Origin of the sequence: Paracoccus marcusii (genome assembly GCF_006151785.1) — a bacterium.
GTDB classification, from domain to species: Bacteria; Pseudomonadota; Alphaproteobacteria; order Rhodobacterales; family Rhodobacteraceae; genus Paracoccus; species Paracoccus marcusii.
Window position 1 is genome coordinate 1 of record NZ_VDDD01000004.1, and the last position, 24,408, is coordinate 24,408.

At 67.4% G+C, this 24,408-nt stretch carries 21 protein-coding genes; 12 read left to right on the top strand and 9 right to left on the bottom strand.

Annotation, left to right across the window (positions count from 1 at the left end):
• The 3 genes from FHD68_RS01305 to FHD68_RS01315 form a co-directional block, all read right to left on the bottom strand.
• A partial coding sequence (locus FHD68_RS01305) for a BatA domain-containing protein (protein WP_208863730.1) occupies positions 1–1,746 on the bottom strand: 1,746 nt, incomplete at its 3' end.
• Complete coding sequence (locus FHD68_RS01310) at positions 1,746–2,609, bottom strand: DUF58 domain-containing protein (protein WP_127898481.1); 864 nt, start codon at positions 2,607–2,609, stop codon at positions 1,746–1,748. The genes FHD68_RS01310 and FHD68_RS01305, both read right to left, overlap by 1 nt.
• Complete coding sequence (locus FHD68_RS01315) at positions 2,606–3,613, bottom strand: AAA family ATPase (protein ID WP_045980722.1); 1,008 nt, start codon at positions 3,611–3,613, stop codon at positions 2,606–2,608. The genes FHD68_RS01310 and FHD68_RS01315 overlap by 4 nt, the downstream gene beginning before the upstream one ends.
• A 63-nt stretch (positions 3,614–3,676) precedes the next feature.
• Between FHD68_RS01315 and FHD68_RS01320 the strand changes: the two genes are divergently transcribed.
• The 7 genes from FHD68_RS01320 (at position 3,677) to metK (ending at position 11,832) form a co-directional block, all read left to right on the top strand.
• Positions 3,677–4,222, top strand: coding sequence for a DUF1285 domain-containing protein (locus tag FHD68_RS01320; RefSeq protein ID WP_127898482.1), 546 nt, complete (start codon positions 3,677–3,679; stop codon positions 4,220–4,222).
• Complete coding sequence (locus FHD68_RS01325) at positions 4,223–4,981, top strand: hydroxypyruvate isomerase family protein (RefSeq protein WP_045980724.1); 759 nt, start codon at positions 4,223–4,225, stop codon at positions 4,979–4,981.
• Between the two features lie 218 nt (positions 4,982–5,199).
• Positions 5,200–6,324 carry a hypothetical protein gene (locus FHD68_RS01330; RefSeq protein ID WP_240542402.1) on the top strand — a complete coding sequence of 375 codons (1,125 nt, stop codon included), beginning with the start codon at positions 5,200–5,202 and terminating at the stop codon, positions 6,322–6,324.
• Between the two features lie 141 nt (positions 6,325–6,465).
• Positions 6,466–8,286, top strand: a complete 1,821-nt coding sequence (gene typA / locus FHD68_RS01335; RefSeq protein WP_045980726.1) for a translational GTPase TypA — start codon at positions 6,466–6,468, stop codon at positions 8,284–8,286.
• 257 nt (positions 8,287–8,543) lie between these two features.
• Positions 8,544–9,188 carry a TetR/AcrR family transcriptional regulator gene (locus FHD68_RS01340; RefSeq protein WP_167550349.1) on the top strand — a complete coding sequence of 215 codons (645 nt, stop codon included), beginning with the start codon at positions 8,544–8,546 and terminating at the stop codon, positions 9,186–9,188.
• Between the two features lie 75 nt (positions 9,189–9,263).
• Entirely contained in the window at positions 9,264–10,649 is a 1,386-nt protein-coding gene (gene ahcY / locus FHD68_RS01345; protein ID WP_127898484.1) for an adenosylhomocysteinase, read from the top strand.
• Between the two features lie 4 nt (positions 10,650–10,653).
• Positions 10,654–11,832, top strand: a complete 1,179-nt coding sequence (gene metK / locus FHD68_RS01350; protein WP_127898485.1) for a methionine adenosyltransferase — start codon at positions 10,654–10,656, stop codon at positions 11,830–11,832.
• A gap of 38 nt (positions 11,833–11,870) precedes the next feature.
• Here metK and FHD68_RS01355 read toward each other — a convergent pair whose 3' ends face one another.
• Positions 11,871–12,329 carry a type II toxin-antitoxin system RatA family toxin gene (locus tag FHD68_RS01355; protein ID WP_127898486.1) on the bottom strand — a complete coding sequence of 153 codons (459 nt, stop codon included), beginning with the start codon at positions 12,327–12,329 and terminating at the stop codon, positions 11,871–11,873.
• Positions 12,330–12,400: 71 nt separating this feature from the next.
• Between FHD68_RS01355 and FHD68_RS01360 the strand changes: the two genes are divergently transcribed.
• Positions 12,401–12,580, top strand: coding sequence for a hypothetical protein (locus FHD68_RS01360; protein ID WP_127898487.1), 180 nt, complete (start codon positions 12,401–12,403; stop codon positions 12,578–12,580).
• A gap of 137 nt (positions 12,581–12,717) precedes the next feature.
• On the opposite strand, the gene ypfJ is transcribed toward FHD68_RS01360, so the two are convergent.
• Positions 12,718–13,554 carry a KPN_02809 family neutral zinc metallopeptidase gene (gene ypfJ, locus FHD68_RS01365; protein ID WP_127898488.1) on the bottom strand — a complete coding sequence of 279 codons (837 nt, stop codon included), beginning with the start codon at positions 13,552–13,554 and terminating at the stop codon, positions 12,718–12,720.
• A 147-nt stretch (positions 13,555–13,701) separates the two neighbouring features.
• Between ypfJ and FHD68_RS01370 the strand changes: the two genes are divergently transcribed.
• The 4 genes from FHD68_RS01370 to FHD68_RS01385 all read left to right on the top strand — a co-directional run bounded on the left by FHD68_RS01370 (position 13,702) and on the right by FHD68_RS01385 (position 18,773).
• Positions 13,702–14,280: a YqaA family protein gene (locus FHD68_RS01370; RefSeq protein ID WP_045980733.1), complete on the top strand. Its 579-nt coding sequence runs from the start codon at positions 13,702–13,704 to the stop codon at positions 14,278–14,280.
• Entirely contained in the window at positions 14,277–14,744 is a 468-nt protein-coding gene (locus tag FHD68_RS01375) for a disulfide bond formation protein B (RefSeq protein ID WP_045980734.1), read from the top strand. Before FHD68_RS01370 ends, FHD68_RS01375 begins: the two co-directional genes overlap by 4 nt.
• Before the next feature lie 103 nt (positions 14,745–14,847).
• The gene (gyrA, locus tag FHD68_RS01380; protein ID WP_371705397.1) at positions 14,848–17,625 is read left to right on the top strand and encodes a DNA gyrase subunit A; all 2,778 of its coding nucleotides are present in this window, start codon (positions 14,848–14,850) and stop codon (positions 17,623–17,625) included.
• Between the two features lie 59 nt (positions 17,626–17,684).
• On the top strand, positions 17,685–18,773 hold the full coding sequence (locus tag FHD68_RS01385; RefSeq protein ID WP_240542403.1) for an AI-2E family transporter: 1,089 nt from the start codon (positions 17,685–17,687) through the stop codon (positions 18,771–18,773).
• Positions 18,774–18,815: 42 nt separating this feature from the next.
• Here the strand turns inward: FHD68_RS01385 and FHD68_RS01390 are convergent, their stop codons facing one another.
• From FHD68_RS01390 to FHD68_RS01405, 4 genes are all read right to left on the bottom strand, one after another.
• Positions 18,816–21,278, bottom strand: a complete 2,463-nt coding sequence (locus FHD68_RS01390; RefSeq protein ID WP_127898489.1) for a DUF3772 domain-containing protein — start codon at positions 21,276–21,278, stop codon at positions 18,816–18,818.
• Positions 21,279–21,286: 8 nt separating this feature from the next.
• Entirely contained in the window at positions 21,287–22,318 is a 1,032-nt protein-coding gene (locus FHD68_RS01395) for a cysteine synthase A (protein WP_127898490.1), read from the bottom strand.
• Positions 22,319–22,402: 84 nt separating this feature from the next.
• Positions 22,403–23,464 (bottom strand): NUDIX domain-containing protein, encoded by a 1,062-nt coding sequence (locus tag FHD68_RS01400; protein WP_127898491.1) that lies wholly within the window; start codon positions 23,462–23,464, stop codon positions 22,403–22,405.
• On the bottom strand, positions 23,461–24,318 hold the full coding sequence (locus tag FHD68_RS01405) for a hypothetical protein (RefSeq protein WP_127898492.1): 858 nt from the start codon (positions 24,316–24,318) through the stop codon (positions 23,461–23,463). The genes FHD68_RS01400 and FHD68_RS01405 overlap by 4 nt, the downstream gene beginning before the upstream one ends.
• Positions 24,319–24,408 lie beyond the last annotated feature (90 nt).

The window sequence follows — 24,408 nt, forward strand, 5'->3', positions numbered from 1 at the left end:
GTTCAGCGCCCGGCGCCGCTCGCCCGCCGCATAGATGCCCGCGGGGCGGTCGGGGCCCGTCCCCTGCGCCAGATCGGCGGCGGGCACCGGGGTCAGGCCCTGGGCCTCGGCGGGACGCCCGAACCCGTCCAGCACGGCCTCGGGCGTCCAAAAGGGTTGAGTCAGGTCCTCGGTCGCAGCCTCGGAGGGTGACAGGCGGGCGGTAGCGACAAGGCGCTCCATCATCTGCGGGAACAGGCCCGACAGCGGCAGGTTCGACCATTCGGCATTGGCCGTCACATGGACCAGCACGACCTGCCCCTGGCCAAGCCGGTCGCGGGTGATCAGCGGCGTGTTGTCGGACAGCGACGCGATCGTGCGCCCCGCCAGATCGGGCGCGGGCTGGGCCATCAGCTGCGCGCGGACGGACACATCATCCGGCACGGGCAGGCCCGCAAAGGGACCGTCATCGGGGAACGGCGCGAGCCCGCGCGGGTCGCCCCAGGACAGCGCACCGCCGATGTCGCGCCCGCCTTGGCGCAGCGCCACGGGCAGCAGCGGTTCTTCGGCCAGGCGGTCGTAACCGGCCATGCGCGGCCCCGCAAAGCGGATCAGCAGCCCACCTTCGGCCACCCATTGAGTCAGGTCCAGCGTCTCGGCCAGCTGCACCTGATCTGCCAGCACGATCACGTCGGGCGCGGTGTCCAGGACATCGCCCAAGGCGCCTTCGACCAAGTCGGTCGTGGGGGCCAGCGCCTGGCGCAGGTAGTGGGTTTGGGCCAACAGCTGCTGGCCTTCGGCCAGCGGATCGCCAACCAGGGCCACCTTGCGGCGGCGCACGCGGTCATCCGCCAGAACGACCGCGCCGGCATGGGTCTCGGCCTCGATCTGAAAGCGAGTGATCCGGTTGCGCAGTTCGGGCGGCAGGTCGATGGCCACGGGGCGGACGGTCAACCCGTCGGCATCCGTCGCGTCGCCGGGCGTGAGGCTGGCCAGCGCACGCTCGATCCCCTGCGGATCGGGGCCGATGGCCTGGATCGCCGGGGCGGCATCATCGACCGAGGTCAGCGTCAGCGACGGCGTGTCGCCCGCAGCCAGCGCCAGCGTCCGCAGCGGACGCGCGGGCGGCACGACCGTCACCGTGCCGCGATCCGCCAGGGCCGCCAGCCAAGCCGCGCGGTTCGGATGATCGGTCCCGTCCGCGATCCACAGCGTCGACAGCGACCCCTCCGGCGCATCGGCCAGCGTGGCGCCCGGATCGTCGGGCAGACGCGTCGACCAGGGTTGCGGCTGCGCCGCGCGCAGGCCGGACAGCAGGGCATCGGCGGGCTGGAACGCCAGTGCGCCCTGACCCCGTCCGTCGGCCATCAGCAATGCCGCGGGCCGACCCGCGGCGGCGGCATCCGTCAGGGCGGTTTCGACGCGTGTCTGGCGGGCCGCCCAATCGGGCGCGGCGGCAAAGCCTGCATCCATCACGATCAGCAATGGCCCGTCGGCCGCGGGCTGCACCACGGGGCGCCAGACGGGCCCCGCAAAGGCCAGGATCGCCGCCGCCACCGCCGCCAAACGGATCAGCAGCAGCCACCATGGCGTGCGGCTGGCGATGGGCGCGCGATCGACAAGCCCTGCCAACAGGGCGACGCCCGGAAAGATCACCCGCCGCGGCGCGGGCGGCATGGCGCGCAGGATCACCCACAAGACCGGCAGCGCGATCAGCGCGCCCAGCAGCCATGGCGCGGCGAAACCCAAGGGCCCCAGCAGCAGCATCAGCGCGCCCCCTGCCCCAGTGCCTGCCACAGCCAGTTCAGCGCCTGTGCGGGGTCGGCGTCCGTCAGATGCGTGCCGAACTGCCAGCCTGCCCGCCGCGCCTGCCCCTCCAGCCAGGCCTGTCGTTCGGCCAGCCGGGCCAGATAGGCCGCGCGCAGCCCGCCGGCATCGCGGCTGTCATGCCGCAGGCTGCCAGAGCGGAACTCGACCGCGCCGTCATAGGGGAAATGCGCCTCGTGCGGGTCCAGGATCTGGAACAGCAGGCCCGACAGGCCCAGGCCCGCCGCCTGCCCCAGCAGGTCCGCAACCCAGCCCGGATCGGTCAGGAAATCCGACAGGATCACCACCCGCAGGTTCGGTCGCAGGGCGTGGGCCGGGGCGGCATCCTCGGCGGCGGTACCCGTGGCCAGCTGTTCTGCCAGGCGGTCGGCCTGGATGCGGCCGGCCCGTGCGGGTTGGCCCAGCAGCCCGACCTTTTCCCCCCCGCGCAGCATCAGCATGCCAAGCGCCAGCGTCAGGATCTGACCGCGTTCGGCCTTGGTCGGGCGGTCGGGCCCGCCGGTGAAATCCATGCCGGGCGCGCGCGACAGCCACAGGGCGGCGGATTGCGCCGTCTGCGCCTCGCGGTCGCGCACGAACTGGCTGTCCGACCGGCCGGACCGCCGCCAGTCGATGCTGCGCGCCCCGTCGCCCGCGCCCGCGGGGCGGTACTGCCAGAAATCCTCTCCGGGACCGGCGCGGCGCAGGCCATGGGCGCCCGGGGCTACCATCGCGGCCAGCCGTTCGGCCGACAGGATCAGGCCGGGCAGATGCCCGGCGACCCCTTCGGCCCGCGCGCGCAGATCGGTGGGCGTCACGCTCATGCGGCGCGACGGGTGCCGATGCGGTCGTCCAGCAGGCGGCCGATCACCGCGTCGACCGTCTCTCCGCGTGCCCGGGCAGCGAAGGACAGCGCCATGCGGTGCCGCAGCACGGGCGCCGCCATCGCGGCCACGTCGTCCAGCGTCGGCGCATAGCGGCCGTTCAGCACGGCACGCGCGCGGCTGACCAGCATCAGCGCCTGCGCGGCGCGCGGACCCGGCCCCCAGGTCAGCGCATCGGTGACGAAGGACGCGGCCTCGGGTGCGCCGGGGCGGGCGGCGCGGACAAGGTCCAGGATCGCCTCGACCACGGTCTCTCCCACGGGCATCTGGCGGATCAGGCGCTGTGCCGCGATCAGCTGGTCAGGGGTGAAGGCCGCGTGCGGGGTGTCATCCTCCAGCCCCGTGGTGGCGATCAGGATCTGGCGTTCGGTGTCGCGGTCCGGGTAATCGACGTCGATCTGCAGCAGGAACCGGTCCAGCTGCGCCTCGGGCAGCGGATAGGTGCCCTCCTGCTCGATCGGGTTCTGGGTGGCCAGGACGTGGAACGGACGGCCCAGGGGGCGGTGCTGGCCGCTGATGGTGACCTCGCGCTCCTGCATGGCCTGCAGCAGGGCGGATTGGGTACGGGGGCTGGCGCGGTTGATTTCGTCGGCCATCAGGAGTTGCGTGAAGACCGGCCCCTCGATGAAGCGGAACGCCCGGCTTCCGTCGGGCCGCGCGTCCAGGACCTCGGACCCCAGGATGTCGGCGGGCATCAGGTCGGGCGTGAACTGGATGCGGGCGCTGTCCAGGCCCAGAACCGTCGACAGCGTGTCGACCAGCATCGTCTTGCCCAGGCCCGGCTGCCCGATCAGCAGCGCGTGCCCCCCGGACAGGATCGATGCAAGAACCTGTTCGACCACCTCGTGCTGGCCCACGAAACGGCGTTCGACGCTGGCGCGGGCGTCCGACAGGCGGGCGGCCAGGGCCTGGACCTCTTGCACCAGAAATTCGTCCGACGTCATGACATTGCCCCCGCGCTGGTTTAAGGAAAGCATAGGCAGTCCAGACACAGGCGACCAGATCGAATGGCGGAAAACGGTGACAAAAGCGTGAACCCCGACGGGCTGGCCCAGGCCGCGGCGATCGCGGCCAAGGACGGGCCTGCGCCCGTGCATCTGTGGAACCCGCCCTATTGCGGAGAGATGGACCTGACCGTCTGCGCGGACGGCACCTGGCTGCACGAAGGCACGCCCATCGGACGCCCCGCGATGGTGCGACTGTTCGCCAGCATCCTGAAGCGTGAGGGCGACCGATTTTACCTGGTCTCTCCGGTCGAGAAGATCGGCATCCGGGTCGAGGATGCGCCCTTTCTGGTCACCGATGCCGACATCGCTCAGGACGCGATCACCTTCGTCACCAACATGGGCGAACGGGTGACGGCGGGCCCGGATCACGCAATCATCATCCGCGGCACGGCCGAGGTTCCGCGGCCCTATGTCCATGTGCGCGGCGGGCTGGAGGCGCTGATCGACCGCAAGACCTTCTACCGTCTGGCGGCCGCGGCCGATCCCGGGCCCGACGGGCGCGCGGCGGTGCGGTCCGGCGGACAGTCCTTCGCGCTGGAGCCCTGAATGCCGCAGTTCGCAGCCAATCTGACGACGCTGTTCACCGAACTGCAGATGATCGACCGCTTTGCCGCCGCGGCCGAGGCCGGGTTCACCGGGGTCGAGATCCTGTTCCCCTATGACATCGCGGCGCAGGACCTCTATCGCGCGTCGGTCAAGACGGCGCTGCCGATCGTGCTTATCAACGCGCCGCCGCCGAACTGGGCCGGCGGGCCACGCGGGTTTGCCGCCGTTCCGGGGCTGGAGGATCGCTTTCGTCGCGATTTCGAACGCAGCCTGCGCGTGGCGCAGGCGCTGCGCGCGCGTCACATCCACATCATGGCCGGTCGCGCCGAGGGTGCTCAGGCGCTGGAGACCCTTGTCGCGAACCTGTCCTGGGCCGCGGACCGCGCCCCCCATGCCAGCCTGACGATCGAACCCGTGAACGACACCGACATGCCGGGCTATTTTCTGACCGATTACGGCATGGCCATCGACGTCATCGACCGCATCGCCGCGCCGAACCTTGGGCTGCAGCTGGACACCTATCATGCGCAGGTCATCACGGGCGACATGCAGGCCTGCTGGCGCAAGGTCGCCCCGCTGGTGCGCCACATCCAGATCGCGGGCCATCCCGGCCGGAACGAGCCTGACGTCGGCACCCTGGATTATCCCGCCCTGTTCGCGGAGTTGGACGACTGGGGGTACCGTGGCTGGGTATCGGCGGAATACGCCCCCGTCCGAACCACCCAGTCCGGATTGGGCTGGCTGCACGCCGCCGGTTGAACCCGCGCAACATCCGGTCGGATTTTCCTGTGCAACAGGGAACTTGCGCGCAGCGTGGTCCGTTTGCTGACAGATGCGTCGCCGTGTCGCGCCCCCGGGCGCGGCAGACGCCGAAAGCAAAGGGAAAATGCCATGAACTCGATCATCTACATTGTCGGCCTGGTTGTCGTCGTCCTGTTCGTCCTGTCGTTCCTCGGCCTGCGTTGAGGGTTAACAGCATGAACGAAAACCTCGAAGCAGCCGGCACCGGCTCGCGCCCCCATGTCGACTGGGCATCCATCCTTGCCGGTGCGGCCATCGCCGCGGGCGCCTCGGTCGTCTTCACGGGCTTCACGGCTGCCATCGGTCTTGGTTCCGTCTCGGCAGAGCCGGGCGAAGGTTTGGGGACGTTCGCCCTGATCCTGGTCGGCCTGTTCGCCTTCGCGTCCATGGTGGCCGTCTATGGTCTGGGTGGATACGTGTCGGGGCGGATGCGCCGTCGCACCCATTCCGGTGAGGACCAAACGGATGCACGTGACGGCATCCATGGCCTGACCGTTTGGGCAATCGGCATGATCCTGACGGGCATCCTGGCCGCAGGCGCGGTCTCCAGCGGCGTTCGCGCGGCCGGCAATGCGGCTTCGACCGCGGTCGAGGCCGCAGGTTCCGCCGTGGGTGGTGCCGTTCAGGGCGCCGGCCAGCTGGCCGGCGGCGTCGTCGGTGGCGTTGGCCAAATCGCTGGCGGTGCCGTCAGTGGCGTCGGTCAGCTCGCCAGCGGTGCGATTTCGGGCGCCGGTGAGGCCGCTGGTGGTCAGGACATGGGCGGCAATCCGCTGGACTATGTGACCGACCGTCTGCTGCGCAGCGAGGCTGCGGCACCGGATCAGTTCTCGAACGAGGCGATCCGCAACGAGGTCACCGGCATCCTGGGCACCGTGCTGCGCACGGGCGAGGTGGCCGATGACGATCTGGACTATCTGCGCGACGCGCTTGCTGCCCGTACCGACCTGACCCCGGCCCAGATCGACGCCCGCGTCGAGGAAGCCGTGACCCAAGTCCAGGACCTGCGTGCCGAAGCCGAAGCCCGCATCGAAGAAGCGCGGACCCAGGCTGAGGAAGCCGTGGCCGCTGCCGAACAGCGCGCCCAGGAACTGCAGGCGCAGGCCGAACAGCAGCTGCAGGAGGCACAGGATGCCGCCATCGCCGCTGCCGAATCCGCCCGCCGCGGTGCGGTGTGGAGCGCGCTGTTCCTGGCCGTGTCGTCGCTGGTCTCTGGTCTGGCCGCCTGGATGGGCGCCATCAAGGGCGGTTCGGACCGCGATGCCGGTCGCGTCTGGGGCGGCCTGTCGCGTCGCCGCACCTGACGGGACGTCTCCGTCCGACGCGACGGAACTGTGACAAGCATGGCCCCCGACCCCCGTGTCGGGGGCCACACGCATTTGCGGGCTGGCATTCGCGGCCCTTATCGGCTAGGGCAGCCGCGAAACCTACAGATTAAGGCCGTCATGGATATCCGCAACATCGCCATCATCGCTCACGTCGACCACGGCAAAACCACCCTGGTGGACCAGCTGCTGCGTCAGTCGGGCTCCTTCCGCGACAACCAGGCCGTCGCGGAACGCGCGATGGACAGCAACGACATCGAACGTGAACGCGGCATCACCATTCTGGCCAAGGCAACCTCGGTCGAATGGAAGGGCACCCGCATCAACATCGTCGACACGCCCGGCCACGCCGATTTCGGCGGCGAGGTCGAACGCATCCTATCGATGGTGGACGGCGTCTGCCTGCTGGTCGACGCGGCGGAAGGCCCGATGCCCCAGACCAAGTTCGTGACCTCCAAGGCACTGGCCCTAGGCCTGCGCCCGATCGTCGTGCTGAACAAGGTCGACAAGCCCGCAGCCGAGCCCGACGAGACGCTGAACGATGTGTTCGACCTGTTCGCCAACCTGGGCGCCAGCGACGAGCAGCTGGACTTTCCGCATGTCTATGCCTCGGGCATCGGCGGTTGGGCCGACGCGACGCTGGACGGCGAGCGCAAGAACATGGACGCGCTGTTCGACCTGATCCTGAAGCACGTGCAGCCGCCCAAGCAGATCACCCGCGCGGACGAGCCGTTCCAGATGCTGGCGACCACGCTTGGCGCCGACGCCTTCCTGGGCCGTCTGCTGACCGGTCGCGTCGAGGCGGGCACCGCCAGGGCCGGCGACACGCTGAAGGCGCTGTCGCGCGACGGCGAGCGGCTGGAGCAGTTCCGCATCAGCAAGATCATGGCGTTCCGCGGCCTGACCCAGACCCCGATCGACGTGGCCGAGGCCGGTGACATCGTGACGATCGCGGGCATGGCCAAGGCCACCGTGGCCGACACGCTGTGCCACCCGGACGTGATGGAGGCCCTGCCCTCGCAGCCGATCGATCCCCCGACCATCAGCGTCACCTTCGGCATCAACGACAGCCCGCTGGCCGGCAAGGACGGCAAGAAGGTCCAGAGCCGCGTGATCCGCGAGCGCCTGATGAAGGAAGCCGAGATCAACGTCGCCATCAAGGTCGAGGACACCCCCGGGGGCGAGGCCTTCGTTGTCTCGGGTCGCGGCGAACTGCAGATGGGCGTCCTGATCGAGAACATGCGCCGCGAAGGGTTCGAGCTGTCGATCAGCCGCCCGCGCGTGATCTACAAGGAAGAGGACGGCCAGCGCCTGGAGCCGATCGAGGAAGTCATCATCGACGTCGATGATGAATACACCGGCGTGGTGATCGAGAAGCTGACCGGCGACCGCAAGGGCGACCTGGTCGAGATGCGTCCCGCCGGCGTCGGCAAGACGCGCATCGTGGCCCATGTCCCGTCGCGTGGCCTGATCGGCTATCAGGGCGAGTTCATGACCGATACGCGCGGCAACGGCGTGCTGAACCGCATCTTCCACGGTTGGGCGCCGCACAAGGGCGCCATCCAGGGCCGTCGCCAGGGCGTGCTGATCAGCATGGAGAACGGCGTGTCCGTGTCCTATGCGCTTTGGAAACTGGAAGATCGCGGCAAGTTCTTTATCGGCGCCCAGGAAGAGCTGTATCAGGGCATGATCATCGGCGAACACAGCCGGGACAACGACCTTGAGGTGAACCCGCTGAAGGGCAAGCAGCTGACCAACGTCCGTGCCTCCGGCACCGACGAGGCCGTCCGCCTGACGCCCCCGGTCCGCCAGTCGCTGGAAGAGGCGATCGCCTATATCAACGACGACGAACTGGTCGAGGTCACGCCGAAGAACATCCGCCTGCGCAAGCGGCACCTGGATCCGCACGAACGCAAGCGCGTCGCACGGTCCGGCGCCTGATACGCATCCACCGCGAGGTTGCTGAAATCACAGGTCCGCGTGCCCCCCGGCACGCGGACCTGTCCATTTAGATATGTCGCCAAGGCGACACTTCGTGCTATGATTGTATTATCCGAATTGCGCACCCGTTTAAGATGCACAAATTTGGTTGCTACACTGATTCCACGGCTGCTTTTCTGGGGCATTCTGGCCCTAAATCACATTCAAGTCATCTGTTTTCGTTTGGCCCACCCCGCAACGGATCGGATTGCATCGTGATGAAACACCTGTCGGAACGCCGTGACCCCAGGGGTCTGCACGACCGCGCCATCAGTGCCGCGATGACGCTTGTCTTGGACCAACGCCGCCAGCCCCCCACGATTGCCGATATCGCCGAAGCCGTCGGCGAACCCGTCGAACGGGTCCGTGCCTTGTTCGCCGATGAACGCACCCTGCTGGTGGCCAGTGTCGAACAGGCGCTGGTCGTGCTGATCGACAGCTGCACCCGCGCGGTGGTCCGCGTCGATCCCGACGACCCCGTCGCGCAGTTCCTGAGCCTGGGCGACACCTATCTGGATTGGGCCTGCCGCTATCCCGCGCAGTTCAGGCTGCTGCAGGACTGCGATCTGACCAACGCGCGGCACGAACCCATCCTGCGCCGCTATACCGACAGCATCGCCGATCTGACGCTGCGCATGCTGGCACGGGCCCGCGATACCGGTCGCCTGCACCCGCGCGAGGATATCGCGATGCTGGCCCTGTCCGCGCGCTGCTATGTGGTGGGGCTTGCGCGGCTGGTTCTGGACGGTCGCCTGAAGGATTGGACCGAGGAACGCGATTCCCTGACCACCGCCAAGCATCTTACCCATGATTTCGTGCATCGGATGGCGCGCAGCAGCCAACCCCATATGGCCGGCATGTGACGGATTAGCCCCTTTCGGACCCATGGTGCTTGCGGTATCCCGGTTGCAACCTGTGAATGACCGAAGAGAGCAGCCGTGACCGATTACATCATCAAGGACATTGCGCTGGCCGAATACGGCCGCAAGGAACTGGACATCGCCGAGACGGAAATGCCCGGCCTGATGGCGCTGCGTTCCGAATACGGCGAGGCCAAGCCGCTGGCGGGTGCCCGGATCGTCGGCAGCCTGCACATGACCATCCAGACCGCCGTCCTGATCGAGACGCTGACCCATCTGGGCGCGGATGTCCGCTGGGCGTCCTGCAACATCTATTCGACCCAGGATCACGCCGCTGCCGCCATCGCCGCCGCGGGCGTTCCGGTCTTTGCCATCAAGGGGCAGAGCCTGGCCGAGCATTGGGATTACCTTGATCGCTCGTTCCAGTTCCCCGAGGGCCCGAACCTGATCCTGGATGATGGCGGCGATGCGACGCTGTACATCCTGCTGGGTGCCCGCGCCGAGGCCGGCGAGGACGTGATCCCCGTGCCGCAGTCGGACGAAGAAACCGTCATCAAGGCGCAGATCGCCAAGCGTCTGGCGCAGTCGCCCGGCTGGTTCACCAAGATGCGCGACCAGATCGTCGGCGTGTCCGAGGAGACGACAACCGGCGTCCACCGCCTGTACGATCTGCAGAAGAACGGCCAGCTGCCCTTCCCCGCGATCAACGTGAACGACAGCGTGACCAAGTCGAAATTCGACAACAAGTACGGCTGCAAGGAATCGCTGGTCGACGGCATCCGCCGTGCCACCGACGTGATGATGGCGGGCAAGGTTGCCGTCGTCTGCGGCTATGGCGACGTGGGCAAGGGCTCGGCCGCCAGCCTTCAGGGCGCCGGCGCCCGCGTGAAGGTGACCGAGGTCGATCCGATCTGCGCGCTGCAGGCCGCGATGGACGGGTTCGAGGTCGTGACCCTGGAGGATGTGGCCGACAGCGCCGACATCTTCATCACGACCACCGGCAACCGCGACGTGATCCGGTTGGAGCACATGCGTGCCATGAAGGACATGGCGATCGTCGGCAACATCGGCCATTTCGACAACGAGATCCAGGTCGCGGCGCTGCGCAACCACAAATGGACCAATATCAAGGACCAGGTGGACATGATCGAGATGCCTTCGGGCAATCGCATCATCCTGCTGTCGCAGGGGCGCCTGCTGAACCTGGGCAATGCCACGGGCCACCCGTCCTTCGTGATGTCGGCAAGCTTCACCAACCAGGTGCTGGCGCAGATCGAACTGTGGACCAAGGGCGACGACTACAAGCCCGGCGTCTACATCCTGCCCAAGGCGCTGGACGAAAAGGTCGCGCGGCTGCACCTGGACAAGATCGGTGCGAAACTGTCCGTGCTGTCGTCCGAACAGGCCGCCTATATCGGCGTGACGCCCGAGGGCCCCTTCAAATCCGACCATTACCGGTATTGATGTCATGACAGAATATTCGACCTTCACCTCGGAATCCGTGTCCGAGGGCCATCCCGACAAGATCGCCGACCAGATTTCGGACGCGATCTTGGACGCCATCCTGGCCGAGGACGCGCGCGCCCGCGTTGCGTGCGAGACCATGGTCAAGACCGGCGTCGCCATCATCTCGGGAGAGATCACCACCAGTGCCTGGGTGGATCTGGAATCCATCGTGCGCGGGGTGATCACCGACATCGGCTATAATTCGTCGGATGTGGGGTTTGACGGGGCGACCTGTTCGGTGATCAACATCATCGGCAAGCAGTCCCCCGAGATCAACCAGGGCGTCGACCGCGAGAGCCTTGAGGAGCAGGGCGCAGGCGACCAGGGGCTGATGTTCGGCTATGCCAGCGACGAGACCGACGTGCTGATGCCCGCCGCGATCACCTATGCCCATCGTCTGGTCGAACGCCAGGCGGCGGTGCGGCGCGACGGCACCCTGCCCTGGCTGCGCCCAGATGCCAAATCGCAGCTGACGCTGCGCTATGACGCCGACGGCCGCCCCGAGGGGATCGACGCGGTCGTGCTGTCCACCCAGCACAACCCCGAGATCAGCCTGGCCGACCTGCGCGAGGCGGTGATCGAGGAGATCATCCGCCCGGTCCTGCCTGCGGAATGGCTGTCGGATGCGACCAAGTTCTTCATCAACCCCACCGGCAAGTTCGTCATCGGCGGTCCCGTCGGCGATTGCGGCTTGACCGGGCGCAAGATCATCGTCGACAGCTATGGCGGCATGGCCCGTCATGGCGGTGGTGCGTTCTCGGGCAAGGATCCGTCCAAGGTCGACCGCTCGGCGGCCTATGCCGGCCGTTGGGTTGCCAAGAACATCGTGGCGGCCGGTCTTGCCAAGCGCTGCGAGATCCAGGTCAGCTATGCGATCGGCGTGGCCGAGCCCACCTCGATCAGCCTGAACTGCTTCGGGACCGAAACCGTGCCGGTCGACCGGATCGTCGCGGCTGTGCGCGAGGTGTTCGACCTGCGCCCGTTCGCGATCATCCGCGAACTGGACCTGCTGCATCCGATCTATCGCCCGACGGCCAGCTATGGTCATTTCGGTCGCGAACCCTATGCGTTGAACGGGGCGACCGCGTTCAGCTGGGAACGCACCGACAAGGCGGAAGCGCTGAAAGCGGCGCTGAGCTGAATGACGAAGGCCGCCCTACCGGGCGGCCTTTTTCCTTGTCATCCATACAGCTTGCGGGCTCGATCCTCGAAAGCACGGACGATGCGGGACATCGCCTCGTGGAAGACGACGCCGATCAGGCGTTGCAGGATCGCGTTCTTGAATTCGAAATCGACGAAGAACTCGACCTGACAGCCCCCTTCCGGGCGATCCTTGAAGGACCAGCCGCTGCGCATGTACTTGAACGGGCCGTCCAGATATTCCGTGTCGATCTTCCAGACGCCGCCCTGCTCGGGCCACAGGACGACCCGGCTTCCAAAGCGTTCGCGAAAGACTTTGAAACTGATGACCAGATCGGCGGCGATCTCCTCCGCGCCGTCGGGGCGGGTGGTGCGCGTCCGGATGCGGGCCGCGCTGTTCCAAGGCAGGAACTGGGGATAGCTTTCGATATCGGCCACCAGATCGTACATCTGGCGGGCACTGTAGGGAAGGTTGCGGCTGTCGCGGTGGTTCGGCACGGGCTATCGCTCTTGAGTTTCGTCGCGGCGTCTGTTTCGATTCGGCACCGATTTAACAGGCAGGACGCGCGATGAACATGATATGGCTGCTGCGTGCGGCAAAATGGGCGCGCAACCCTCCCAGTGCCAAGATGGTCAAGCTGGTGATCGCCGTGATCGCGATCGGGCTTGCGCTGCTGGCGCTGGAAAAGCTGGGCTGGTGGCCGGACTGGGCCACGCAGGACCAACGACCGCACCGCCTGCCCCGCTGACGGTCAGTCGCGATCGCGAATGGCGACCGGACGTGGCTTGGGCGCACCCAAGGCCAAGGTGATGGCGAAAGCGGTCAGAAGGCCCGCGAAAGTCAGGATCAGGGTCATCATTTCCTCCGGTCTGTTTGGTGTCGGGATCACAGGGCCCCGGCACCGAACGTGTCACATTGTCTCATGTCGCCCGAGTCGAACCCGCGCATCAGCCATTCCTGACGCTGCGCCGCGCTGCCGTGGGTGAAGCTGTCGGGCATGGGGGTCCGGCCCGCACTGGCCTGGATCACGTCATCGCCGACGGCCTCTGCTGCGCGCATCGCCTCGTCCAGATCGCCAACGTCCAGGGTGCCGAAACGTTCCTGCGCCTGGCGTGCCCAGATGCCGGCATAGCAGTCGGCCTGCAGTTCGGTCGCGACGGACAACTGGTTGGCCTGCGTTTCCGAAAGACCCGGCTGCTGCGCGGCGCCAAGGGTGCCGGTCAGGTTCTGGACGTGATGCCCCACCTCGTGCGCGATGACATAGGCTGCGGCGAAATCTCCCCCCGCGCCCATGCGATCCGCCATCATGTCGAAGAAGTCGGTGTCCAGATAGACGCGCTGATCGCCGGGGCAGTAGAACGGACCCATGGCCGACGACGCACCACCGCAGGCCGATTGCACCACGCCGCTGAACAGGACCAGGGTCGGGTCTTGATAGGCGACGCCAGCCTGCTGCTGCAGCACGGGTTGCCAGACCTCTTCGGTGTCGGCCAGAACCACGCTGACGAATTCGCCCCATTCCTGGTCGCGCTGGCTCAGTTCGGTGGACTGCCCGCCGCCCTGATCCAGGCCCTGGACCAGCGGCGTCACGTCGATCCCGAAGAAATAGCCGACCGCCAGCACCACCAGCGTGCCCGCCACGCCCAATCCGCCGACCCCGGCGCGGCCCATGCCCCGCCGATCCTCGACATTTCCGCTGCCCCGTCGTCCGCGCCACTGCATGCCCTGGTCCCCCTGCTGGCTGTCGCCCCGAACGCCCCGCCCCGCCGGGGGTTCCCGCCAAGCATCACAGCGCCGCGACGGGCGTGCAAGGCGCTTGACGCGACGGCCCTGCGGGGGGATGCACGGGGCACGGACAAAGGGGCGGACATGCTGCGCAGGCTATACGACTGGACCATGGGGCTGGCGTCGCATCGCCACGCGAACGCGTCGCTGTTCACGGTCAGCTTCATCGAAAGTTCGGTCTTTCCGATCCCGCCCGACGTGCTGATGATCCCGATGGTGCTGGCGCAGCGGGCGCGGGCCTGGGCCATTGCCTTCATCGCCACGGCGGGGTCGGTTCTGGGCGCGCTGCTGGGATACGCGATCGGCGCGGTCCTGATGGACAGCGTCGGCATGTGGGTTCTGACCATGTACGGCAAGGAGGCCGCGTTCGACGACCTGGCCGCGCGCTTTGCCGAGTTTGGCGGTTGGGCCGTGCTGGTCGCGGCGCTGACGCCCTTTCCCTTCAAGGTCATCACCATCTTTTCCGGCGCCGTGGGCTTTTCGTTGCCCCTGTTCGTGCTGACCAGCATTATCGGCCGCGCAGGGCGGTTCTATGTCGTGGCCGGGCTGCTGTGGCGGTTCGGGCCGCCGATTCGCGATTTCATCGAACGTCGGCTTGGGCTGATGTTCTCCATCTTCATGGCCTGCCTGATAGGCGGCTTTGCGACGGTGAGGTACCTGTGACGGGCATCAGGCTTTCCCTTCTGGCGGGCGCGGGGTCCGCGCTGCTGCTGATCGCGGCGCTTGGCTTCCAGGCGGCGGGCTATGCCCCGTGCGAGCTGTGCATCCTGCAGCGCTGGCCGCATGTGGCGGCGGCTGGCATCGCGGCGCTGATCTGGCTGACCGGCCGGGTGCGGGCGCTGGCGGTTCTGGGGATGATCGCGGCGGGTGCGGCGATGGGGCTTGCGATCTATCACGTCGGGGTCGAGATGACGTGGTGGGCCGGACCGGCGCATTGTTCGGGCGGCGTGGGCGATCTGTCGCGGATGACCACGCAGGACCTGATGGCCCGCCTGCAATCCGCCCCCGTGGTCCGCTGCGACGAGATCGCGTGGCAGTTCATGGGCGTGTCGATGGCGGGCTGGAACGCGATCCTGTCGGCGGGTCTGGCGGGCCTGTGGGCAGTGGCCGCGCGCAAGGGCGCCTGAGACCCCCGCAAGGCGTGATTTCCTGACCTTGGAGGCGGGGCGCGATTGCCCCCTGCGGCAGGCTCGGCTATACCGAACCCCAACTAGATGTTGAGGAATACCCGTGGCCGACACCCCAGAAGACGATCTGCCCGAAACCCCCGAAGACGGTGCCGCGGGCCGCGTCGTGATGCATCACGACGGCCCCATGATCGACATCAGCGCCGAGATGCGGACCTCGTATCTGGACTATGCCATGTCGGTGATCGTCAGCCGGGCGATCCCCGACCTGCGCGACGGCCTGAAGCCGGTTCACCGCCGCATCCTCTATGCGATGGACGAAAGCGGCAACACCGCCGATAAGCCCTATCGCAAGTCCGCGCGGTCCGTGGGCGACGTGATGGGCAAGTATCACCCTCATGGCGACAGCGCGATCTATGACGCGCTGGTGCGGATGGCGCAGACGTTCTCGATGTCGCTGCCACTGCTGGACGGCCAGGGCAACTTCGGGTCGATGGACGGCGATCCGGCCGCGGCCATGCGCTATACCGAAGTACGGATGGACAAGCCCGCCAACTTCCTGCTGATGGACATCGACAAGGACACCGTCGATTTCCAGGACAACTATGACGGCAAGGACCGCGAGCCGACCGTCCTTCCGGCGCGGTTCCCGAACATGCTGGTCAACGGCGCGGGCGGCATCGCCGTCGGCATGGCGACCAACATCCCGCCGCACAACCTGGGCGAGGTCATCGACGCCACGCTGGAGCTGATCGCCGATCCCGACCTGCCCACCGAGCGCATGCTGGAGATCATCCCGGGCCCCGACTTTCCCACGGGCGCCACGATCCTGGGCCGGTCCGGGGCGCGCAAGGCCTATCTGGAAGGTCGCGGCAGCGTCATGATCCGTGCCAAGACCCATATCGAGGAACCGCGCAAGGACCGCTTTGCCATCGTCATCGACGAGATCCCGTATCAGGTGAACAAATCGACCCTGATCGAGCGGATCGCCGAACTGGCCAAGGAGAAGAAGGTCGAGGGCATCGCCACCGTCCAGGACGAATCCGACCGCCACGGCGTGCGCGTCGTGGTCGAACTGAAGCGTGATGCGACCCCCGACGTGGTGCTGAACCAGCTGTTCCGCTTTACCCAGCTGCAGACGACTTTTGGCTGCAACATGCTGGCGCTGAACGGCGGCAAGCCCGAACAGTTGGCGCTGCGCGACTTCCTGACCTACTTCATCAGCTTCCGCGAGGAGGTCGTCGCCCGCCGCACCGCCTACGAGCTGCGCCGCGCCCGTGAACGCAGCCATGTGCTGTGCGGCCTGGCCGTCGCGGTCAGCAATGTCGACGAGGTCGTGGCCACCATCCGCGGCAGCGCCGATGCCGCCGAGGCCCGCGAGAAGCTGATGGAGCGGCGCTGGCCCGCCCATGACATCGTCGAATACCTGCGCCTGATCGACGATCCGCTGCATCCGGTGAACGAGGACGGGACCTACAACCTGTCGGAGACGCAGGCCCGCGCCATCCTGGAGCTGCGCCTGCAGCGTCTGACCCAGCTGGGCGTCAAGGAGATCACGGACGAGCTGCAGTCGCTGGCCGACAGCATCCGCGACTATCTGGCGATCCTGGCGTCGCGCGAACGGATCATGGCGATCATCGCGGACGAGCTGCGCGAGGTCCGCAATCTGTTCGCCGTTCCGCGCCGCACCGAGATCGTCGACTGGTCCGGCGACATGATGGACGAGGACCTGATCGAGCGCGAGGACATGGTCGTCACCATCACCTCTGGCGGCTACATCAAGCGGACCGCGCTGGCCGAATTCCGCGCGCAGCGGCGCGGTGGCAAGGGTCTGTCCAGCATGGCCACCAAGGAAGACGACGTGGTCACCACGCTGTTCGTGGCCAACACCCATACCGAGCTGCTGTTCTTCACGACCGACGGCATGGTCTATCGGATGAAGACCTGGCGCCTGCCGCTGGCGGGCCGCACCTCCAAGGGCAAGGCGATGGTCAACATCCTGCCCATCGGCGCGGGCGTCAGCATCGCGGCGCTGCTGCCGATGGATGCGCCGGAAACGGAATGGGACAACTATCAGGTGGTCTTTGCCACGGATGACGGCGACGTGCGTCGCAACGCGCTGTCCGATTTCGGCAGCGTGCGCGCGAACGGCAAGATCGCGATGAAGCTGCCCGAGGGCGTCACGCTGGTGAACGTGCGGATGGCGACCGAGCAGGATGACGTGATGCTGGTCACCGCGCAGGGCCGCGCGATCCGCTTTCCGACCACGGCGGTGCGGGTCTTCAAGGGCCGCGATTCTACCGGCGTCCGGGGCATCCGTCTGGCCGAGGGCGACAAGGTCGTCAGCATGTCGGTCATCCGCCATTTCGAGGCGGACCCGTCCGAACGCGTGGCCTATCTGAAGATGCGCCGTGCGGTTGCCGGTGCGTTGGACGACGGCGCCGAAGCGGACGAGGATGACGACACCCCCGAGGGCACCGTCACCCAGGAACGCTACATCGAGATGTCGGCGGCCGAAGATCTGATCCTGACCATCACCGCCAAGGGATCGGGCAAGATCAGCAGCAGCCACGACTATCCGGTCCGTGGCCGTGGGGGGCAGGGCGTGATGGCGATGGACCGCGCCATGCGGGGCGGCCCGCTGGTCGCCAGCTTCCCGGTCGAAAGCTTTGATCAGATCATGCTGGCGACATCGACTGGACAGTCGATCCGGGTCCCGGTGCAGGGCATCAGCTTCCGCTCGCGCAGCGCGGGCGGGGTGCGGGTCTTCAACACAGCCGCCGGAGAGGTCGTCGTCTCGGTCGCGCGGATTGCCGAACAGGGCGACGCGGTCGACCTGGACGAGGGCGATCCCGGCCAGACCGCGCCCGCGCAGGACTGACATCATCGACCCGACCCCGGCCGCCGGGGTCGGGTTTTTCCGATCCGCAGGGGCGTCATTTGGACCATTCGAACGAGACCGTGCTGAGAGAGCGCCTGCAGACGGGGTTTCTGGGGCTGATCGCATTCTCGCTGCTGATGTTCATGCTGGTACAGGCCAAGTTCATCCTGATCTCTCTGGCGATCGCGATCATCCTGTTCTCGCTGACGTCGGATGCGATTCATGCCATCTCGACCCGGCTTCGGGTGCCGAACTGGTTGGCGACCACGCTGGCGCTGATCGGGATCGCGCTTGGGCTGCTGTGGGTGTCGACCACCATCGTCGCGCAGGTGAACGAGGTGGTGTTCCTGGCGATCAGCTATGCCGAACGGGCGCAGGCCGCCCTGCCCGCCCTGACCGAGCGTCTTGGCCCCGAGGCACAGGAACGCATCATCACGGCGCTGACCAACTTCAACATCACCGGCTGGATCCGGTCGTTGGCGGGACAGGCCTCCGGGCTGCTGTCGGGCAGCGTGCTGGTGATCCTGTTCGTCGGATTCATGTTCGCCGAACAGGTGTGGTTCCCGCTGAAGATCGAGCGTCTGGCCAATGACGCCGACCACGCGCGCCAGATCCGCCGCATCATCGCGTCGATCATGCACCGCGTGAACCGCTATCTGGTGGTCAAGACCGGGGTCAGCGCGGTCACGGCCTCGATCGTCTGGCTGATCTTCTGGACGATGGGGCTGGAGCTGGCTACCGCAGTGGCCCTTCTGACCTTCGTCCTGAACTTCATCCCGTCGGTCGGGTCGATCATCGCGACGCTGATCGCGGTCCTTCTGGCCTTCGTGCTGACCGGCGATCCGACGGCCACGGTGATCGTGGGCGTGCTGTGCGCGGTCACGCAGTTCCTGATCGGGAACATCATCGATCCGATGCTGCTGGGCCAGACGCTGCGGCTGTCCAGTTTCGGCATCATTCTGTCGCTTGCCTTCTGGGGGGCGATCTGGGGGGTGCCGGGGATGTTCCTGGCGGTTCCGATCATGGTCGCGCTGATGATCATCTGCGCCCATATCCCCTGGCTGCGGGGCGTTGCCGTGATGCTGTCGCGCGAAGGGTTGCCCGACGACGGTGACAACGACGTCCAATCCGACCGGATTGTGGCCTGATCCGGGGCATGCGGCGCCTAGCCCCATGCCCCGGAGGGTTGATCAGCGGCTGTCACCGTCGTCCGGCAGGCCCGGCGCCTCATCGGCGTCATCGCGGGTCAGTTCGGGGCTGACGGTCGTGGGTGCCGTCAGGGCACCAGGCTGCGCGCTCCGCGACGCGGGCCCGTGCGACTGACCGGGCAGCGCCTCGGGGTTGCGCAACCAGATGTCGCGTTGGGCGAAGGGGATCTCGATTCCCTCTGCGCCAAAGCGCTGGACGATGGAGTGCAGCAGGTCCGACGTCACGCCCAGCCCCGTGCCGACATCCGCCAGGATCGCCCGGATCTCGAAGTTCAGGGCATCTGCCCCAAGGCCCCGGAACAGGATCGCCGGTGCCGGGTCGATGGAAACCAACGGGTGATCCTCGACGATCTCGCGCAGGACATTCTCGACCTTCTTCGTGTCGCTGCCGTACGCAACGCCGACGGGGATGATGATCCGGCCGACCTTGTTGTGACGCGTCCAGTTGGTCACCGGCTGGCTGATCAGGTCGCTGTTCGGGACGATCACCTCGGTCTTGTCGAAGGTCTCGACCAGCGTGGCGCGGACCGAGATCTTCTTGACGATGCCCTGCTGGCCGCCAGCGCTGATCCAGTCGCCGACGCTGACCGGACGCTCGATCAGCAGGATGATCCCGCTGACGAAGTTAGACACGATGTTCTGCAGGCCGAAACCGATACCGACCGACAGCGCACCCGCGACGATCGCAAAGGACGACATGTCGATCCCGGCCGAGGTGATGGCCAACAGCGCCGCTAGGAAGATCCCGACATAGCCCAGACCCGACACCACGGCATTCTGTCCGCCCGCATCCAGCCGCGTCTTGGGCAGGATCGAGGTGCGCAGCATCCCCTGTACCCCGCGCGTCAGCGCATAGCCGATGGCGAAGATGATCAGGAAGGTCAGGATCGCGCCCGGCGACAGGTTCACCCCGCCCAGGCTGATGCCTTGGCGGAACCGGACCCAGTATTCGGCAAGCTCGGCGCCGGACGACCCCCAGATGATCAGAAAGATCGGGATCGACGCCAGGACCAGGCCGAACCCGGTCAGCAGCGGGGCCAGCCCCTCGCGTGCGCCTTCGGCCCCGCGCTGCATCATGTTGAACAGGTCGGCGGTGAAGTCCTGCAGCAGGATCAGCAGCCCCACCAGCGCCAGCGAGAACAGCCACGGCCAGACCAGAAGGTTGCCCAGGTTGACGAAACCGGCCGCTGTCAGCAGCACTGCGATCGGCGCGATGATGCGCGTCAGACGCCCCGCCCAGGCCGCGATCCAGTGGCGATAGGACAGGTCCTGCGTCACGGCATCGCGCGTCAGCCGCCGCAGGATGTTGCCAAGCCGGAACATCGCCAGCGCGGCCAGCACGATCAGCACCAGGTGCCAGACGCCGGCCGAGGCCTCTCCGAACTGGACGGGGACGCGGCCGACCTGCGCCTCGCCCTGTTCATATAGGCCCGACAGCGGCAGCATGGCGCGTGACAGGATGTGGTGGATGGCCATCAGCAGGGCCAGCGTCTGGACCATGCGACCTGCTGAGACGCGAGCCTCCTCGGTCATCTGCAGCGAGGTATAGGCGATGGCGGTGCGCGGGAACAGCGCACGGGCCATCCAGATCCCGCCGAACAGGATCACCGCTGCCACCGGCAGGGCATTCAGGAACGGCGTCGTCCAGGGTCCGGGCAGACCGGTGGCCTGGATGGCGCTGATGCCCAGATAGACACCTGCCATCGGCACGGCGATCTGGCCCAGGGACACGACGAAGGCCAGCACGGCCTTGGAATATTCGGACGCCCGGCTGGACAGGCGGGTGGGCAGCGCCACGATCCATGCCCGGCCATAGGTCAGGATCAGCAGCGCCGCGATCAGGTAGCCCGCCACATAGGGCAGCCGGGGACGCAGGTCGGCCCAGATTTCGGGCGTCGCGTTCTGGCCCGACACCTCTCCTCCGACACCCTCCAGCAGCGCAAGGCCGTCCGTCGCCGCCGCGGCCCACGATGCGGGCAGCACCGGAGACGGCGTCTGCTTGGCCAGTTCCAGCGCCTGACGTTGCCGCACGATCTCGTCGATCTGGCCGATGATGGAGTTGGCGCGGCTGGTGGCCTCGGTCGCGGCGATGCGGGGGGCCTGGGCGGTGGACAGCTGCTGGTTCAGCTCGGTCCGCCGGTTGGCGACCTCCTCGTCCTCGGTCGCACCTTCTGCGGGCGCGGGGCCAAGGGCCTCGATCTGGTTGCGCAGGGTGGCGATGCGGTCGCCGTTGGCGTTCTGACCCTCCTGCAGCCGATCCCGCCAGTCGACGATCCGCGCCCGCGTGCGGGCCAGCTCCTCGTTGGTGGCCTGGGGGTTCGCGGTCAGCGACTCGGCGCGTTCGGCGACCTGGTTCCAGGTGTCATAGTTTACGGATTGGGCGATGGCGGGCGCGGCTGTCAGGGCCAGCAGCGCCACCAGGAACGTTGCAATCAGATGTCGCATGAAACCTTTCAGTCTTCGTATACCTGCGGCAGATCCGGCGCCGGACGGGTCAGCCATTCCGGTACGGGAAGGCCCTTGGCGCGCAGAAAGTCGGGGTTGAACAGCTTTGTCTGATAGCGGGTTCCGTAATCGCACAGGATGGTGACGATCGTATGGCCTGGCCCCATCTCGCGCGCCATGCGGATGGCGCCCGCGATGTTGATGCCGGACGATCCGCCCAGGCACAGCCCCTCGTCCTTCAGCAGGTCGAAGACGATGGGCAGCGCTTCCTCGTCGGGGATGCGCCAGCTGTAATCGGGGGTGAACCCCTCCAGGTTGGCCGTGATGCGGCCCTGGCCGATGCCTTCGGTGATCGAACTGCCGGGGCTGTCGAACTCTCCGGTGGTGTAGAACGAATGCAGGGCCGCGCCTTCGGGATCGGCAAGGCCGATCTTGACGCCCTTGGGCTGCAGCGCGTCGGCCACGCCCGCCAGCGTGCCGCCGGAGCCCACCGCGCAGATGAACCCGTCGACCTTGCCGTCGGTCTGCTTCCAGATCTCGGGTCCGGTCGTCTCGACATGGGCCTGGCGGTTGGCCACGTTGTCGAACTGGTTGGCCCAGATGGCCCCGTTCGGCTCGGTGCGCGCCAGCGCCTCGGCCAGACGGCCGGAATATCGGACATAGTTGTTGGGGTTCTTGTAGGGGGCGGCCGGAACCTCGACCAGGGTCGCGCCGGCCAGCCGCAGCATGTCCTTCTTTTCCTGGCTTTGGGTCTCGGGGATGACGATCACCGACTTGAACCCCATCGATGCGCCGACCAGGGCCAGGCCGATGCCGGTATTGCCTGCCGTCCCCTCGACGATGGTGCCGCCGGGGCGCAGCGCGCCGCGCGCGACCGCATCCTTGATGATGTACAGCGCCGCGCGGTCCTTGACCGACTGGCCGGGGTTCATGAATTCGGCCTTGCCGAGGATCTCGCAGCCGGTCTCCTCGCTGGCGCGGTTCAGGCGGATCAACGGGGTGTTGCCGATCGCGTCGGCCAGATCAGAATAGATTCGCATGGCGATCGACCCTTTGTTCACAGGTGCAGGACTTTCCATTTACCTATACGCCCCCGGGTTGGAGGGGCAACCCCGCCCTGCCCCTCAGACCTGCGCCCGCAGCCGGTCCCGCCGCGCGTCCAGCCACAGGGACAGGGTGGCCAGCGGCCCATTGGCGATCTGTCCCGCATCCACCAGCGCGGACAGCGTTTCGCGGTCCATCAGGTGGCCGCGAATATCCTCCGCCTCTGAATCCAGCCCGTGGACACCGGCGCAGCCGTCCGGCAAGTCCGCGATGCCGACATAGTGATACAGAAACTCGCACAGCGCGCCGGGGCTGGGATAGGTGTTGAAGGCCGGGATCAGCCGCGTGACTTGCAGCCCCGCTTCCTCCTGCGCCTCGCGCAGGATCGCGGCCTCGGGGGTCTCACCGGCGTCCACGCGACCGGCGACCGGCTCCAGCAGCCATGGCTGCGGATCGCCGCGAAGGGCGGGGGCCATGCGGAACTGCTCGATCACCAGAACGCGGTCGCGGACCGGGTCCCAAGGCAGCATGACGGCAGCATCGCCCGACAGGAACGCCTCGCGGGTCATGGGGGCGGTCTCGCCGCCCTGATGCAGGGCATGGGTCAGCACCTGCCGCTCGACCCCGAAGAACCCCAGGAACGGCTGACTGCGCTGCTGAACGCGCAACGCATCGGCCAGACGCTGCGGGACGATTCCCTGCCCCGACGGCGCCGATGCGCGGGCGCGCAGCCGGCTGCCCGCCCAGATTCCCATCATCGGCAGCCGCCATGCCAACAGGTCCGCCTCCGTCCCGCTGGGTGCCTGCAGGATCTGGACCGCGATTTCGGCGGCGATCGCGTCACGGTCGACGATCGGCGCGTGATCCGGGGCGGGTCCGGGTCCGATGCCCATGACCTGCATCCTGCCCACCTCCTGCACCGTCAGGCCCATCACCGCGGCATAGCGATCCAGCTGCGGCGTCGGCTGTATGGCCAACCCCGGGACCGACCCCGGCGCAGGCAGCAGCGCGGGCCAGCCGTCAAGCACGACCCCCGCCCGGTGGCCGCCGGTCAGGACACCCGGTACCTCGACGGGCGTTCCGTCAAGGCCCAGCACCGCGCGCAGCTGCGGCTGCGCCAATGCGCCGACGACGACGATCAAAGCTGCTGTCCCTGACCGCGAAGCGCCGCGGCCATGCCCATGTCATACGAGGTCTGTCCGAAAACCCGGTCGAACCCCGCAAACAGCAGCTGCGACAGCGCCTGCCCCTCGGCCGATGCGGCGTGCTGGGCATAATCCGCAAGTTCGGCGTCGCTCAGCGGGCCATAGGCCAGCATCAGGAAACCCTGCAGCCAGACCGTCGCCTCCGCCTCGATCTGGTCGCGCTGCGCCCAAGCATCGGCCATCAGCTGCTGTTGATCCGGGGCCATGTCGAACCCGCCCCCTTCGGCATAGCCGCGGGAAAAGGCGATGGCCGCGTTCAGGCCACCCGCGACATTGGGTGCGATCAGGTCTGCTCCGTCGATCAACTGGACGATCTGTTCCGCACGCGGATCACCGTTGCGCAGGGCGCGGGCAAAGTCCGCCCGTGCCTGATCCTCGACCCCCTCCTCCAGCAGGGCGCGCCGCGCGGACCCCTCCAGGCGGATGACCCGCTGGCCCAGGCCGGACCCGTGAAAGGCCAGTGCCCGATCCACCAGCTGCGGGTCCATGCGCGCGGCGGCGTCGCGGACGCCCGCCCGGAACAGCGCCTCCATCCGCGGGGTGTCGTGGATTCGCGCGACGACACGGGCCCACGGCAGGCCGCCCCCGGCGATCAGCCCCTCGCCCTCCATCCGGGCGGCCTCGGTCACGGCCTCCTCCTGCAGGATCGGCATCAGTGCGGCCAGGTCCAGGGTGCGCCACATGCGGTCGGCCGGGTCCTGCTGCATCTGCACCAGATGGATGTCCGCAGGCGGCGGCACCGCCGGAACGGGAGGTGCCAGAACGGCAAGCAATCCCAGAATGGTCAGCATGTCCCGCACCTTTCGCGAAAAATTTCGACGGTCGGGATTTTTTCGTCCAAACCCTCTTGCGCTTCAACCCCCACCCCTCTAATTCCGCGT

Bases quoted from the DNA above. Each gene is read 5' to 3' on its own strand.
- FHD68_RS01310 (WP_127898481.1), bottom strand. From the start codon at position 2,609: ATGAGCGTGACGCCCACCGATCTGCGCGCGCGGGCCGAAGGGGTCGCC.
- FHD68_RS01315 (WP_045980722.1), bottom strand. From the start codon at position 3,613: ATGACGTCGGACGAATTTCTGGTGCAAGAGGTCCAGGCCCTGGCCGCC.
- FHD68_RS01320 (WP_127898482.1), top strand. From the start codon at position 3,677: ATGGCGGAAAACGGTGACAAAAGCGTGAACCCCGACGGGCTGGCCCAG.
- FHD68_RS01325 (WP_045980724.1), top strand. From the start codon at position 4,223: ATGCCGCAGTTCGCAGCCAATCTGACGACGCTGTTCACCGAACTGCAG.
- FHD68_RS01330 (WP_240542402.1), top strand. From the start codon at position 5,200: ATGAACGAAAACCTCGAAGCAGCCGGCACCGGCTCGCGCCCCCATGTC.
- typA (WP_045980726.1), top strand. From the start codon at position 6,466: ATGGATATCCGCAACATCGCCATCATCGCTCACGTCGACCACGGCAAA.
- FHD68_RS01340 (WP_167550349.1), top strand. From the start codon at position 8,544: ATGAAACACCTGTCGGAACGCCGTGACCCCAGGGGTCTGCACGACCGC.
- metK (WP_127898485.1), top strand. From the start codon at position 10,654: ATGACAGAATATTCGACCTTCACCTCGGAATCCGTGTCCGAGGGCCAT.
- FHD68_RS01360 (WP_127898487.1), top strand. From the start codon at position 12,401: ATGAACATGATATGGCTGCTGCGTGCGGCAAAATGGGCGCGCAACCCT.
- ypfJ (WP_127898488.1), bottom strand. From the start codon at position 13,554: ATGCAGTGGCGCGGACGACGGGGCAGCGGAAATGTCGAGGATCGGCGG.
- FHD68_RS01370 (WP_045980733.1), top strand. From the start codon at position 13,702: ATGCTGCGCAGGCTATACGACTGGACCATGGGGCTGGCGTCGCATCGC.
- FHD68_RS01390 (WP_127898489.1), bottom strand. From the start codon at position 21,278: ATGCGACATCTGATTGCAACGTTCCTGGTGGCGCTGCTGGCCCTGACA.
- FHD68_RS01395 (WP_127898490.1), bottom strand. From the start codon at position 22,318: ATGCGAATCTATTCTGATCTGGCCGACGCGATCGGCAACACCCCGTTG.
- FHD68_RS01405 (WP_127898492.1), bottom strand. From the start codon at position 24,318: ATGCTGACCATTCTGGGATTGCTTGCCGTTCTGGCACCTCCCGTTCCG.